At 68.8% G+C, this 14,199-nt stretch carries 14 protein-coding genes; 10 read left to right on the top strand and 4 right to left on the bottom strand.

What is annotated here, in order from left to right; all coding sequences use genetic code 11:
- Positions 1 to 22 precede the first annotated feature (22 nt).
- The 4 genes from AB0J95_RS47245 (at position 23) to AB0J95_RS47230 (ending at position 3,589) form a co-directional block, all read left to right on the top strand.
- Complete coding sequence (locus AB0J95_RS47245) at positions 23 to 586, top strand: TIGR03086 family metal-binding protein (RefSeq protein ID WP_364772895.1); 564 nt, start codon at positions 23 to 25, stop codon at positions 584 to 586.
- 110 nt (positions 587 to 696) lie between these two features.
- Positions 697 to 1,467 carry an MHYT domain-containing protein gene (locus tag AB0J95_RS47240; protein ID WP_364772893.1) on the top strand — a complete coding sequence of 257 codons (771 nt, stop codon included), beginning with the start codon at positions 697 to 699 and terminating at the stop codon, positions 1,465 to 1,467.
- A 105-nt stretch (positions 1,468 to 1,572) separates the two neighbouring features.
- Complete coding sequence (locus AB0J95_RS47235) at positions 1,573 to 2,700, top strand: site-2 protease family protein (protein WP_364772891.1); 1,128 nt, start codon at positions 1,573 to 1,575, stop codon at positions 2,698 to 2,700.
- Positions 2,701 to 2,764: 64 nt separating this feature from the next.
- A complete protein-coding gene (locus AB0J95_RS47230; protein WP_364773067.1) occupies positions 2,765 to 3,589 on the top strand; it encodes a tRNA (adenine-N1)-methyltransferase in 825 nt (274 codons plus the stop codon).
- 3 nt (positions 3,590 to 3,592) lie between these two features.
- Here AB0J95_RS47230 and AB0J95_RS47225 read toward each other — a convergent pair whose 3' ends face one another.
- From AB0J95_RS47225 to AB0J95_RS47210, 4 genes are all read right to left on the bottom strand, one after another.
- Entirely contained in the window at positions 3,593 to 4,057 is a 465-nt protein-coding gene (locus tag AB0J95_RS47225) for a hypothetical protein (protein ID WP_364772889.1), read from the bottom strand.
- Positions 4,057 to 4,851, bottom strand: coding sequence for a nuclear transport factor 2 family protein (locus AB0J95_RS47220; protein WP_364772887.1), 795 nt, complete (start codon positions 4,849 to 4,851; stop codon positions 4,057 to 4,059). The genes AB0J95_RS47225 and AB0J95_RS47220 overlap by 1 nt, the downstream gene beginning before the upstream one ends.
- Before the next feature lie 436 nt (positions 4,852 to 5,287).
- On the bottom strand, positions 5,288 to 5,785 hold the full coding sequence (locus AB0J95_RS47215) for a hypothetical protein (protein ID WP_364772885.1): 498 nt from the start codon (positions 5,783 to 5,785) through the stop codon (positions 5,288 to 5,290).
- Between the two features lie 151 nt (positions 5,786 to 5,936).
- Positions 5,937 to 6,695, bottom strand: a complete 759-nt coding sequence (locus tag AB0J95_RS47210; protein ID WP_364772883.1) for a hypothetical protein — start codon at positions 6,693 to 6,695, stop codon at positions 5,937 to 5,939.
- A gap of 250 nt (positions 6,696 to 6,945) precedes the next feature.
- On the opposite strand from AB0J95_RS47210, the gene arc reads away from it, so the two are divergent.
- The 6 genes from arc to dop all read left to right on the top strand — a co-directional run bounded on the left by arc (position 6,946) and on the right by dop (position 14,168).
- Positions 6,946 to 8,751, top strand: coding sequence for a proteasome ATPase (gene arc / locus AB0J95_RS47205; protein ID WP_364772881.1), 1,806 nt, complete (start codon positions 6,946 to 6,948; stop codon positions 8,749 to 8,751).
- 61 nt (positions 8,752 to 8,812) lie between these two features.
- Positions 8,813 to 9,718 (top strand): aldo/keto reductase, encoded by a 906-nt coding sequence (locus tag AB0J95_RS47200; protein WP_364772879.1) that lies wholly within the window; start codon positions 8,813 to 8,815, stop codon positions 9,716 to 9,718.
- A 271-nt stretch (positions 9,719 to 9,989) separates the two neighbouring features.
- Complete coding sequence (locus AB0J95_RS47195; protein WP_364772877.1) at positions 9,990 to 11,060, top strand: hypothetical protein; 1,071 nt, start codon at positions 9,990 to 9,992, stop codon at positions 11,058 to 11,060.
- 91 nt (positions 11,061 to 11,151) lie between these two features.
- A complete protein-coding gene (locus AB0J95_RS47190; protein WP_364772875.1) occupies positions 11,152 to 11,910 on the top strand; it encodes a 5'/3'-nucleotidase SurE in 759 nt (252 codons plus the stop codon).
- Positions 11,911 to 12,019: 109 nt separating this feature from the next.
- Entirely contained in the window at positions 12,020 to 12,649 is a 630-nt protein-coding gene (locus tag AB0J95_RS47185) for a hypothetical protein (RefSeq protein ID WP_364772873.1), read from the top strand.
- A gap of 10 nt (positions 12,650 to 12,659) precedes the next feature.
- Positions 12,660 to 14,168, top strand: coding sequence for a depupylase/deamidase Dop (gene dop / locus AB0J95_RS47180; protein ID WP_364772871.1), 1,509 nt, complete (start codon positions 12,660 to 12,662; stop codon positions 14,166 to 14,168).
- Positions 14,169 to 14,199 lie beyond the last annotated feature (31 nt).

The following is a 14,199-nucleotide window of genomic DNA, read 5'->3' as shown; positions in this document are numbered from 1 at the left end:
GGTGGTGCGCGTCATTACCTTTGTGACACCACTACTGAGCGGCGGCGTCGGGCTGCTGGAGCGTGCCATCGGGTACACCCTGGGCAGCCTGCAGCTCGTCACGCCCGCGGCCATGTCCCAGCCGACCCCATGCCGCGACTGGGACCTCGAGGCCCTGCTGCACCACATGAACGACTCCCTCGCGGCGCTGCACGAGGCGGTCGACAGTGGGTATGTGGGACTGGAGCCGGCTGCCGGTGCGCCCGCGGCGGACCTGGTCGCGGCGCTGAAGGACCGCGCCTGCCGGTTGCTGGGGGCGTGGACGAACGGTGAGCGCGACCGGGTGGCGATCGCCGACCGGGAGCTCACCGGGCTGATGGTGACCAGCGCGGGCGCCCTGGAGATCGCCGTGCACGGCTGGGATGTCGCGCGGGCGTGCGGGGTGGACCGCCCGATCCCGGACCGGCTGGCCGTCCGGCTGATGCGTTTGTCGCTGTTGTTCGTCCCGCCCCAGGACCGGCCGGGGCGCTTTGCCCCGCCGTTGCCCCCGGAAAAGGATTCCGGTGCTTCCGGTGAATTACTGGCATTCCTCGGGCGCATGAAATAATCCCCCCGTACATAACTCGCCCACGTGGGTGATTTCCAGCTTGATCGGATGCCAAGGTCCTGGTTAGTTTGGTCGCACTAAGTTCTTCCCCGATTAACTGGGAGGCGGGGGTGTCGGGATTCTCCTTCAACGCGCTCACGGCATTGCTGGCCTACGTGACCTCTGTGGTCGGTTGCGCGTTGGGGCTGCTCTGTACTTCACGGGCGCGGGTCGTGGAGCGGGCGGCGAAGGCGAGATGGCTGGCGCTGGGCGCGTTGTCCATTGGCGGAACCGGAATCTGGGTCATGCATTTCATCGCGATGCTCGGCTCGGAAGTGGACGGGACACCGCTCCATTACAACATGCGGATAACGTTTTTGAGCATGATACTGGCGATTGGTGTAGTGGCGGTCGGGTTGTTCATCGTCGGTTTCACCCAGCACATCGCGTGGCTGTTCGCCGGCGGGCTCATCACCGGTTCCGGCGTCGCCATCATGCATTACGTCGGCATGAGTGCCATAACAATGTTCGGTGACATTCAGTACGACACCGGACTGGTGGCTTTGTCGGTTCTGATCGGTGTTGTCGCGGCCACGGCGGCGTTGTGGGCGACGGTGAACATCAAGGGCCCCGGCGCGACCACGCTCGCCGCGTTGGTGATGGGCGTCGCGGTGAGCGGGATGCACCACACGGGCATGGCAGCCGCGCACGTCGCCCTGCACGCGCCGACGCTGACCCTCGGCGGCAGCAGTGGCGAGGACCTGCTGCTGCCGTTGATCGTCGGCATCGGGTTCTGCACGGTCCTGGTGCTGTCCATCGTGGTGCTCTCGCCGAGTGAGAAGGAAATGGCCGAAGAGGTCGCCCTGCAGCGCCGCATCGCCGGCAGCATCGGCTACCGCTGACCCCTCGTGAGTGGTTTCGGCCGTTCCAACGACCGAAACCACTCACGAGGACTGACCTGCGCGCGGCACACGGCAGGCCCACATCGTTGCCCCTACCCTCGTGGGATGACGACCATCCGGAGCGGTCATCCCGTGCGCAGGGAGGGCGGGCTGTTGCTGTTCCGGATCTCGGGCGTGCCGGTGCTGCTGGCGCCGTCCTGGTGGCTGGGCTCGCTGGCTGTGGTGCTGCTGTACGCGCCTTTGGTGGATCGATTGCTGCCTGGTGTGAGCAATCTCGTCGCCTTCCTGCTCGCCTCCGCGTTCGCGGTGCTGCTGGGTGTGTCCGTGCTCGCGCACGAACTGGGCCACTGTGTGGTCGCGTTGCGGTTCGGGCTGCCGGTGCGGCGGGTGCGGCTGTTCCTGCTCGGCGGGTTGTCCGAAGTGGCCAGAACACCGCGAAAACCCGCGCACGAGGGGCTCGTCGCGGCCGCGGGACCGGCGGTGTCGATCGTGCTGGCGGCGTTGTTCGGCGCGACGGTGTTGGTCGTGCCCGACGACACGGCTTTGTGGGTGCTGCTGCTGGAGTGCACGGCCGCGAACCTCGCGGTGGCGGTGTTCAACCTGTTGCCCGGCTTGCCGTTGGACGGCGGGCGGATGCTGCGGGCGGGCGTGTGGGCGCTGACCGGGCGGCGGTCCAAGGGCACGACGGCCGCGGCCGTCGGCGGCGGTTTGGTCGCCGGGGCGCTGCTGGTGTGGGCGCTGTTCGGGATCGCCGAGGACAGCACGGACAAGTGGCTGCGGCTGGGTGTCTGCGTGATCACCGCGTGGTTCGTGATCGCGGGCGCCACCGGCGAGTTCACCGCCGAACAGCGGCGCACCTGGCCGGACGGCCTCAAACTCGCCGACCTCGTCCAACCCGTGCTGCAGCTGCCCGCGGAGAGCCCGGTCGCCGACGCGCTGGGTGCGTCCGCCGGGCGCGGCGTCGTACTGGTGCGCGCGGATGGGGTGGCCGCCGGGTTGCTGGACCGGGAGACGGCCGAGCGGCTGGCCCAGACCTCGCCGTTGTCGCCCGCGGAGCAGGCCGCGGAGCCGATCCGGCCGGAGACGGTTCTGCTCGACTCGGAGACCGGCGAGGAGATCATCGAACGCGTCCAGGAGACGGCCGCCTGGCAGTTCCTGGTCGTCGACGAGGAGGGCCGGCCGTCCGGCGTGCTGCGCCGCGAGGACCTCAAGGCGGCCCTGCGTAACGCCTGAGCAACCCCGGATGCCACCATGTGTGCTGGTTCTGGGGCCGTGAAGGAGAAGAGCGCAGGTGTCGGTGAGCAGGGCGAGTGGCCCGTTCCGCAAAGGTGACCGGGTGCAGTTGACCGACCCGAAGGGCAGGCACTACACGTTGGTGCTGGAGGAGGGCGGCCAGTACCACACCCACCGCGGGGCGGTGAACCACGACGACCTGATCGGCACCCCCGAAGGCTCGGTGGTCACGTCCGTCGGCGGCACGTCTTTCCTTGCGCTGCGGCCATTGTTGCCCGACTACGTGCTGTCGATGCCGCGTGGCGCGCAGGTGATCTACCCCAAGGACGCCGCGCAGATCGTGATGTGGGGCGACATCTTCCCGGGCGCGCGGGTGCTGGAGGCGGGCGCCGGGTCGGGCGCGCTGACGTGTTCGCTGCTGCGGGCCGTCGGTGACTCGGGCAGCGTCACGTCGTACGAGATCCGCGACGACCACGCCGAGCACGCGCGCCGCAACGTCAGCCAGTTCTTCGGTGAGCTGCCGGAGAACTGGTCGCTGACGGTCGGCGATCTGGCTTCCCACAAGGGTGAAGTGGACCGGGTCATCCTGGACATGCTGGCACCGTGGGACATGCTCGACGTGGTGAAGGAGAACCTGGTTCCCGGCGGTGTCCTGGTCGTGTACGTGGCGACCGTGACGCAGCTGTCGAAGGTGACGGAAGCGTTGCGGGAGCAGCAATGCTGGACCGAGCCGCAGTCGTGGGAGACGCTGCACCGGCCGTGGCACGTGGTGGGTCTGGCGGTGCGCCCGGACCACAGGATGGTCGCGCACACCGCTTTCCTGCTCACCGCAAGGCGGTTGGCCGATGGCGTTGTGGCGCCACGGGTTCAGCGCCGCTCGGGCAAGTAGGGCTCAGGCGCCCAGCCCGCACACCCGCCACGAACCGTCCTCTTTGACCAGTCCGAACTCCTCGTCGCTGAAGTCGTTGTCCTGGCCGGGAACGGTGACCTCGCTGCTGATGGTGAAGCTGCCCTTGTCGTTCTCGGTCTTGACGTTCTTCACCGACAGCTTGAACTGGGGCGCGCCATCCACCGGGTTCTCCTTGGCGGAGAACGCCTCCCGCAGGCCCTCCATGTCCGCGTTGCACACCACCGGGGCGAACTCGTCGACGTTCACGTCGCGGCCGGAGGTGTTCAGACCGCGCTGGTAGACCTCGGTGAACCGCTGCGCGGCGGAGTTCGGGTCGTCGGTGCCACTGCTGCTGCCGCCACGGGTCAGCAGGAACACCCCCACCCCGCCGACGACAAGCACCAACGCGATCGCGACGATGACCAGGATCCGGCCGTTGCGCCTTCTGCTGGGCTCCTCATTGGTCACTACTGTGTCTCCGTCGTGGTCGTCGTGATCGTGGTGCCGGGGTTCTCGCCGACCGGGCTGGTCGGGAACTCCGGCTCTGTCGTATTTGTTCCGACGTCCGACGGGGTGGTCGGGTTGCTGCTGGAGGACGAACGGGGGATCCGGAACACCACGTCGCAGACCTTCCACAGACCCTGTTCCTTCACCAGGCCGAAGTCCTGGTCGGTCTTGCGGTCGGCGATGGTCCCCGTCAACGTCGCGACACCCACATCCCCCTGGATGTTGATGTCCTTGATGGTCAGCTCCAGCCGGGCGGCGGGCGTGGGCGGCGCCGACGAGCGGTTGATCTCCTTGGTCTCCCGCTCGGTCCACTCCTGGTCGAGCGCGTCCTGCTCCCGGCTGCACAGCAGTGCCTTCACATCCGACTTCGACAGCGAGAACGCCCCATCGTTCCGCGCCTGAGCGAAGAGCACCGCGAACTTCTCGACTACTCCACGAGCCTCGGCCTTGCTCTTCTGCAAAGCCAGATCCTCGGGCCGGTTCTGCGTCGCCAACGCGATGATCGTGATCCCGCCGCCGACCAGGACCAGCACCGCGAGCCCGATCGCGATCAGCAGCCGCGTGCTGGACTTCCGGGTGGGCGGCGAGACCGCGGGCAGAGCCTCGGTGGGCTTGTCGCCGTCGCCGGTTTCGCTGGGCTTGTCGCCGTCGCCGTCGCCGTCGCCGGTTTCGGTGGGCTGCTCGCCTTCGCTCGCGGGGGAGGGGCTTTCGGTGGGCTGGTCGCCCTCGGCTGCGCTGTCTGCCGTGGCGGGCAAGGCTTCCGTCGGCTGCTCGTCGCCCCCACCCCGCGCCGACGGACTCGGCTTCCGCCCCGCCCCATCCCGATCCGCACCCACCCCAGGCGTTTCACCTACAGAGGGAAGTGTCTCGGTCGGCTCGCCGTCACCCGGCTTCTCGCCCGCGGCGGCCGGTGTTTCGGTGGGCTCGGCCTCGCCAGGCCTCTCGCTTCCCGCGGCAGGACTTGGCTTCTCGCCGCCCGCAGCGGCAGGTGTGTCCGCGTCCTCGGGCTTTCCGCCCTCAGCCGCGCTCGACCTGGCCGCACCCTCTTGGGAATCGGGCATTTCCGGCTTATCGGCGGGGGTGCCGTCTGGGGGTTCAGGGGCCGGCGGGTGCTCGGGCGGGACCATGCGCACACCGTATCCGGCGGCTGTGAAATGGGTGTCACCCGCACCCGGTCGCGACGGGTGGGTATCAGCCCGGGCCGATGGCGGTGAGCTGCGGGGAGTCCATGCCGCACAGGGTCCACGCGTCGCCGCTGCGCTGGATGCGCATCTTCCCCTCGTGCGACGCGCCCTGGTAACTCACCGCGATCCCCGCGACGTACCCCTCGGCGAACTCGTTCACATCCTTGAGCTGGAACTCCATCGCCGCGCTGCGGGTCGACGCCGGAGCGGACGGGTCCAGCGGTGGCAAGGCCCGGATCAGCTCGCGCCGGCCGGTGTTCTTGCCCTGCGCGCATGTGAGCTCGATCACTCCATCGAGGTCCTTGGCGTTCAACCGGTCCACCACCGCACGCGCCAGGCTCTCCGGCGACCCCTCGGACTGCGGCACTGACGGACCCGGCGCCGCGGCCACCGGCGAAGGCGCCTCCGACGCGAAGAAGAAGTACGCCGCCCCCGCGCCGCCCAGCACCATGCCCAACGCGAGCACCGTCGCGCCGAGCATTCTGCGTCTCGCGGGGGTCAACACGCCGACAAGCTACCCGCAACCCAAAAGATCACCCGACCGGCCCAGCGTCCGCAGTTGGGTTCGCATGTGGACATGACGCATTCATGGTGTCCAACCGACGAACAAGGCCCGGACCTCCGGGAGAAGTCCGGGCCTCGCACGCACGATCAGCTCAGCCTTCGACGCACCAGGAGCCGTTCTGCTTCTTCAGCGGAAGCGGGATCTCCTGCTCGTGCGACTGGCCCGCGAAGCTCACCGAGAGCTTGATCTTCGCGGTCGCGGTGTCACCGTGCTCCTCGACGCTGCCGAGGGTGGCCTTGAACTCGAAGCCCTCGGGCAGCTTGTCGCTGCCGCCGGGGGCCAGCGGGCCCAGGTCCTCCTCCTTGACGCTGTCGGGGTTGCAGGCGACCTTCTTGATGGCGTTGATGTCGCGGCTGTTGAACGCGTCCGCCGCGCTCTGCGCCACGGCCTGCGGGCTGCTGCCGCCGCTGCCACCACCGCCGAGGGTGAAGATCAGCACCACCACGACGGCGATGACGATCACGCCACCACCGATGAGGATCCACGGCAGCGGGCTCTTCTTGGCCGGCTGCGGGGGCGGGAAGCCACCCCCGGGCGGCGGGAAACCACCACCGGGCGGCGGCGGGTAGCCACCGGCGCCGGGCTGTCCGGGCGGCGGGAAGCCGCCGGAGCTCGGGTCGTAGCCACCGGGCTGCTGTCCGGATGGTGGGAACTGCCCACCCGGCTGGGCCGGCTGGGGTCCGGATGGTGGGAACGCGCCACCAGGCTGCTGCTGCGGGTATCCACCTTGCTGCGGGTAGCCACCTGGCTGCTGCGGGTAGCCGCCGCCAGGCTGCTGGCCGTATCCAGGCTGTTGGCCGTAGCCGGGCTGGTCGCCGTATCCGCCCGGCTGCTGCGGCGGTTGGGACATTACGTTCTCCTAGCTGTGGCGATCGTGTACATGTCACGTTTCAACTGCGTTCGCCCCGAGCGCAGTTGGACTAGTACTGGACGCACCGTAGCCGGTCACCGGTTCCGTACTACACCGGGATGGAGCATCCAAACCCTCCGAGCGGGGGTTTCTTGACATCGACGCGCCGATCTCGACATCTGGTTGAGCTTCTAATGTCAGTGATCACCGGTACCGTATGGGGTACGAAGTTCGGGAGGAGGTGCCGACCATGCAGCACGACCGTCCCGGCAGTCGGCCTGAGGAGGCCGACGACCACAGCGCCGATGACGGCGCGGGCCGTGAGACCAGTCAGTCCGCGCAGATCCGATTCCTCGAAGAGGAAATCGCGCTGCTGCGCCGCAAGTTGACGGAGTCGCCTCGCCATGTGCGCCTGCTCGAGCAGAGGCTTGCCGAAGCATCTGAACGAGTGGGTCAGCTCACCGAGCGCAACACCAAGTTGGTGGACACGCTTCGCGAGGCCCGAAGCCAGTTGCTGGCGTTGCGGGAGGAGGTGGATCGGCTAGCGCAGCCGCCCAGCGGCTACGGTGTCTATCTCGCCGGTCATGAGGACGGCACGGTGGATGTGTTCACCGCCGGCCGCCGCATGCGGGTGGCTGTATCGCCCGCCGTCGAGATCGACGCGCTCAAGCGTGGCCAATCGGTGCGTCTCAACGAGGCGCTGACCGTGGTGGAGGGTGGCACGTTCGAGCAGACCGGCGAGGTCTGCACGTTGCGCGAGCTGCTGTCCGCGGGTTCCGATGGCGCCTCACTGCGAGCGCTTGTGGTCGGACATGCCGATGAGGAAAGAGTGGTCTGGCTGGCCGATCCGCTGGCCGACTCGCCGCTCAAGCCAGGAGACTCGCTCCTGGTCGACACCAAGTCCGGATACGCGTACGAGCGCGTGCCCAAGGCGGAGGTCGAGGATCTCGTGCTGGAGGAGGTGCCCGACGTCGACTACGCCGACATCGGTGGCCTGTTCCGGCAGATCGAGCAGATCCGCGACGCCGTGGAACTGCCGTTCCTGCACGCGGACCTGTACCGGGAGTACGAGCTGAGGCCACCGAAGGGCGTGCTGCTGTACGGCCCGCCCGGCTGCGGCAAGACGCTCATCGCCAAGGCCGTGGCCAACTCCCTGGCCAAGAAGGTCGCGGCGGCACGCGGTGACGGGGACGGCGAGGCGAAGTCCTACTTCCTCAACATCAAGGGTCCCGAGCTGCTGAACAAGTTCGTGGGCGAGACCGAGCGGCACATCAGGCTGATCTTCCAGCGGGCACGGGAGAAGGCCTCCGAGGGCACCCCGGTGATCGTGTTCTTCGACGAGATGGACTCGATCTTCCGGACCCGCGGCAGCGGTGTGTCGTCCGATGTGGAAACCACGATCGTGCCTCAGCTGCTGAGCGAGATCGACGGTGTCGAGGGCCTCGAGAACGTCATCGTGATCGGTGCCTCCAACCGCGAGGACATGATCGACCCGGCGATCCTGCGCCCGGGCCGGCTGGACGTGAAGATCAAGATCGAGCGTCCGGACGCCGAGGCGGCCAAGGACATCTTCTCCAAGTACCTGACCGACACCCTGCCCATCCACGCCGAGGACCTCGCCGAGTTCCACGGTGACACCAGGGCGTGCCTGGACGCGATGATCCAGCACACCGTGGAGCGGATGTACGAGGAGAGCGAGGACAACCGGTTCCTCGAGGTCACGTACGCCAACGGGGACAAGGAGGTCCTGTACTTCCGCGACTTCAACTCCGGCGCGATGATCCAGAACATCGTCGACCGGTCGAAGAAGGCCGCGATCAAGTCGGTCCTGGAGACCAAGCAGCCGGGTCTGCGGGTGCAGCACCTGCTGGACGCGATCGTGGACGAGTTCGCGGAGAACGAGGACCTGCCCAACACCACCAACCCGGACGACTGGGCACGTATCTCCGGCAAGAAGGGCGAGCGGATCGTCTACATCCGCACGCTGGTCACCGGCAAGAACCAGGAGTCCGGCCGGGCGATCGACACGGCCAGCAACACCGGCCAGTACCTGTAGATCCTCCCGATCGACGCAACGGGCGCCGCGGCCGCGGCGCCCGTTGCCTATGTTTGGGCGCATGACGATCGCGATCGGCACGGCGGCCCTCGGCAGGCCCGCGTACATCAACCTGGGCCGCGACGGCGCCCTGCCCGCCGAGCGGACGGTCGACGCGATGCGGGAGGCCTGTTTCGAGGTCCTGGACGCCGCGTACGCGGCCGGAATCCGGTGGGTCGATGCCGCGAGGTCATATGGCCGTGCCGAGGAGTTCGTGAGCCTCTGGCTGGCCTCCCGCGGGTTCACGGATGTGACCGTGTCGAGCAAGTGGGGTTACGAGTACACCGCGGACTGGCGGCCGGACGCCGAGGTGCACGAGGTGAAGGAGCACTCGCTGGCCCGGTTCGAGCGCCAGTGGGCCGAGACCAGGGCGCTGCTGGACGTCGACCTCTACCAGGTGCACTCGCTGACCATCGACAGCCCGCTGTTGACCGACCGCGAGCTGCAGGCCGCGATGGCCGGGATCGGCGTGCCGCTGGGGTTCTCCACCTCCGGGCCCAGGCAGGCGGACACGATCCGGCGGGCGTTCGAGCTCGAAGTGGACGGGCAGCGGCTGTTCTCGGCCGTGCAGTCGACCTGGAACCTCCTGGAGACCTCCGCGGGGCCCGCGCTGGCCGAGGCGCACAAGGCGGGCGCGCGGGTGATGGTCAAGGAGGTCATGGCGAACGGACGGCTCGCCGTGCGGCCACCCCGTGCGGTCGCCGACATCGCCAACCGCTCGTTGGCAGGCCCCGACGCTGTAGCCATGGCCGCGGCCCTCGCACAGCCGTGGGCGGACGTCGTGCTGACGGGCGCCGCCAGCGTTCCCCAGTTGCACTCCAACCTCGTGCCGGTCGAACTGGACGAACCAGACGGCATGCTGCTCGCCGACCTGGCCGAGGACCCCGCCGGCTACTGGGACCAACGCGCACACCTTGCGTGGACCTGATCGCGAACGAACCCCGCATCCGTGGGCAGGAGTTGTCAGTTCCTGCGCGGGGTGACCGCGGGCTTTGGAGGACGGTCGAATAGCTGGTGGCCCCAGCGGGCCATTGCTAACGTTCGACGAGTTGTTAAAACGTTTCAACGGGAGGGGCGTCCGGTTCGCGAACCGGACCTGGCAGGGGCTGGGGCCGGACTCCCGGCCCGGCGAGCGGCGGCTTGCGTGCCACCGAAATCAGCATCGCCGGACTGAATGACGGGTCAGCGAAAGGGGAGAGATGATCCGCGCATTGAAAAGAACCGCATGTGCCGCGTTAGTGGCGGCGCTGGCTGTTGTGGGCCTCGCCGGTGCCGTGCCGAGTGCCGTCGCCGCGGCACCGTCCGTGCAAGGTGTCGCGCCCGACGAACCTCAGGAGATCACGGGGATCGACGGCCACGACGGCATGATCAACAAGGTCGGCGGCACGTACTACCTGTACGGCACCCGTTACGCGTGTGGCTTCAAGTGGCAGCACCCGGAGACGGACTTCTGCGGCTTCGGCGTCTGGAGCTCGCCCGACAAGGTGCACTGGACCGACCGCGGCAACATGTTCGACCCGTCCGGGCACAACAGCTGGGGCGGCATCACGCCGGGCGGGGAGAGCTGGCAGCAGACCTGTGTGAAGCACTTCGGCGGTGGGTGTTTCAACCCGCGTATGGTGCAGCGGCAGAGCGACGGTGTCTGGATCCTGTGGTTCAACGCGCCCGACGACTTTCGGCGGATCGGCGCGAACGCCTACTACGCGCTCGGCTGCAACAGCCCGGTCGGGCCGTGTGGCTCGGAAGCAGGCGGCCCGCATGGCTCGACCAACAAGCCGAACATGTCGACCTGTTACGACAACGGTGACTTCTCCATCGTCAACGACGGCGGCAGCGCCTACATCGTCTGCACCATGGCCAACCAGACACTGAACATCGAGCCGCTCGACCAGTGGTGGGTCAACGGTGTCGGCGGCGGTGTGCGCAACGTCGTGGGCCGTAACGACGTCGAGTCGCCCGCCATCTTCCGGTCGGGTTCGGTGCTGTACCTGACCTACTCGCAACCCAACTGCGGGTACTGCTCTGGGACCGGCGCCGGCTACGCGTACTCCACCAACGGCATGCTCGGCCCGTGGCACGAGGTCGGCCGGATCTCCGACCAGAGCTGCGGCGGCCAGGTGCGCAGCCTGTCCTGGCTGGACAACGGTCTGGTCGAGTGGATCGACCAGTGGTACCCGGACCGCGACCCTAACCAGGCGAACGCGTCCATCCGGCTGGAGCCGATCCACGTGCCCACCCCGGGAACGGTCGCGCACATGACCTGCCCGTGACCCGATGATCCGCGGCTGTCCCTCCGGCGGGCCGGGCCGGCGGGACAGCGCCCTAGCCTGGACGTGACCCGTCCACTGCGAAGGGAGCCGTATGACCCGCGTGCTGGTGACCAACGACGACGGCATCCACTCACCCGGCCTGGCGGCGCTCGCGCGCTGTGCGGTGGACTTCGGCTGGGAGACGCTGATCGCCGCGCCCGCGACGGAGGCCAGCGGGGCGAGTGCCGCGGTGCACGCGGCGGTCGGCGGCGGCCAGGTGGTCATCCGGCGGCACCGGCTGCCTGGGCTCGAAGACGTTGAGGCGTACGCGGTTTCCGCCCAGCCCGGGCTGATCGCCATGGTCGCGGGCGAGGACGGTTTCGGCACCCGGCCCGATGTCGTGCTGTCCGGCGTGAACCTGGGTGCCAACATCGGCCGCGCGGTGCTGCATTCCGGAACCGTCGGCGCGGCCATGACGGCCGCCATCCACGGCGCCCGTGCCATGGCCGTGTCGCTCGATGTGGGCCTCGGCGGGGGCGAACCGCTGTGGGACAGCGCCGCGGCCGTGGTGAGCCGGCTGCTGCCCAAGCTGGCCGGGCTTTCCGCGGGCGACGCGCTGAACGTCAACGTTCCCAACGTGCCCGCGGACCGGCTGCGCCCGCCGCGGATCGCCCGCCTCGCGACCTACGGCCAGCTGCGCAGCAAGGTCACGCGGATCGGCGACGAGGCCATCGAGCTCGCGACCATCGAGGTGGAGGGCGAACTCGAGGCCGGGACGGACGCGGCGTTGCTGGCCGACGGGTACGTCACGGTGACGCCGCTGCGCTCGATCCACGAGGACCACCGGCTGATGGGCCTCGACCTGAGCTGAGTTCGCGGTGCGATAGGTTGACCGGGCCCAGGTCTGGGAGATGCCAAGAGCTTCAAGGGGACCAACAACCTTGCGTCGCGTGCACGTGCTCGCTGTTGCGGGAGCCGCTGTGCTTCTGTCGAGCTGCTCGAGCCAGCCGAACGACCTCCGGGACAACCGGTACTACCGGGACGCCGAAACACCCTCAGCGCCGTCGCAGAGCCCCAGTGCGGCCCCACGCCCGGCCCCCGTGGCAGCGCCGAGCGAGCAGCCGAAGGCGCCCGCGCTGGACAAGGTCGCGCTGACCGCCGCCGATCTGGCCAGTGAGGGTGTCCAACCGAGTGGCTCCCCGCAGCGCACGGTTCCCGCGACGTTGCCGGATTGCAATGTGCCGCTGTTGGACGCCACAACGGCCTACCAGACCGCGTGGAGTTACCCGAGTGGAGCAACTTTGCGCCAGGTCGTGCTGGCCTACGACGACGAGGCGGACGACGTCGTCGACGCCCTGCGGGACAAGCTGACCTGCGGGAAGTACCGGGCCGAGGGCGCCGAGGTCACCGTGCGCACGCCTGCCGTGGCGGCAGATGGCCAGGTCAGCTGGTGTGCGACGAGCACGAAACAGTCCGCGTGCACTGCGGTGAAGGCCGATGGGCAGTTGCTGAGCGTGGTCGTGGTCAGCGCGGCCACCGAGACCAAGGCCCGGCAGGCCGTGACACGGATCGCACCACTCGCTGCGACGGCCCTGGCACGCACCTCATAGGCTGGTCCTCATGCGGCGGATCATGGGGACTGAAGTGGAGTACGGCATCGCGGTTCCAGGCGATGCCACAGCCAACCCGGTACTGACTTCGACCCAGGTCGTCCTCGCCTACGCGGCGGCCGCCGACATCCCCCGGGCCCGGCGGGCCCGCTGGGACTACGAGGTCGAGTCGCCGCTGCGGGACGCCCGCGGGTTCGACCTCGGCGCGCCCAGCATGGCCCCGTCCGACCCGGACGTGGAGGACCTGGGCGCGGCCAACGTCATCCTCACCAACGGCGCCCGGCTGTACGTCGACCACGCGCACCCGGAGTACTCCGCGCCCGAGGTCACCAACGCGCGCGACGCGGTGATCTGGGACAAGGCGGGGGAGCGGGTGATGGAGGAGGCCGCGCTGACCGCGGCGACCGTCCCCGGCCAGCCCCGGCTGCAGCTGTACAAGAACAACGTCGACGGCAAGGGCGCCAGCTACGGCACCCACGAGAACTACCTGATGAGCCGCAGCACGCCGTTCACCTCGGTGATCGCCGGGCTGACCCCGTTCTTCGTGTCCCGCCAGGTGATCTGCGGCTCCGGCCGGGTCGGCATCGGCGTGGCCGGCGAGGAGGCCGGCTTCCAGCTGTCCCAGCGCTCTGACTACATCGAGGTCGAGGTCGGCCTGGAGACCACGCTCAAGCGCGGCATCATCAACACCCGCGACGAGCCGCACGCCGACGCCGACAAGTACCGCAGGCTGCACGTGATCATCGGCGACGCCAACCTGGCCGAGTACTCGACCTACCTCAAGCTGGGCACGGCCGCGCTGGTCATCGACATGATCGAGTCCGGCATCCGGTTCGACCACCTCAAGCTGGCCGACCCGGTCCGCGCGGTGCACGCGCTCAGCCACGACCCGACGCTCAAGACCACCGTCGAGCTGTCCAACGGCCGCAAGTTCACCGGGCTGGACATCCAGTCGGCCTACATGGAGATGGCCGCCGAGCACCTGGAGAAGACTGACCAGGACACCGTCAGCCGCGACGTGCTGCGGACCTGGGCGGACGTGCTGGACGCGCTGCGCCGCGACCCGATGGAGTGCGCCGACCGGCTGGACTGGCCGGCCAAGCTGCGGCTGCTGGAGGCCTTCCGGGCCCGCGACGGCCTGCAGTGGTCCTCGCCCCGGCTGCACCTGGTCGACCTGCAGTACTCCGACGTGCGGCTGGACAAGGGCCTCTACAACCGCCTGGTGGCCCGCGGCTCGATGAAACGCCTGGTCAGCGAGGACGAGGTACGTGCGGCGATCACCGAGCCGCCGAGCGACACCCGGGCGTACTTCCGGGGCCGCTGCCTGGAGCGTTACCCGAACTCGATCGCGGCCGCGTCCTGGGACTCGGTCATCTTCGATCTCGGCCGCGAGTCGCTGGTCCGCATCCCCACCCTCGAGCCGCTGCGGGGGACAAAAGCCCACGTCGGAGCGTTGCTGGAGGCCTCGGCGACGGCCGAGGAACTGGTCGACGCGCTGACCGGCGCCAGTCGCGGCTGAGTTCACCGGGAGAGAAACACCCGGGCACCGG

Origin of the sequence: Actinocrispum sp. NPDC049592, from assembly GCF_040675465.1 — a bacterium.
In the GTDB taxonomy this organism is placed as follows: Bacteria; Actinomycetota; Actinomycetes; order Mycobacteriales; family Pseudonocardiaceae; genus Kibdelosporangium.
Note: the sequence above shows the minus strand (reverse complement) of the source record. Positions and strands in the feature narration are given on the sequence as shown.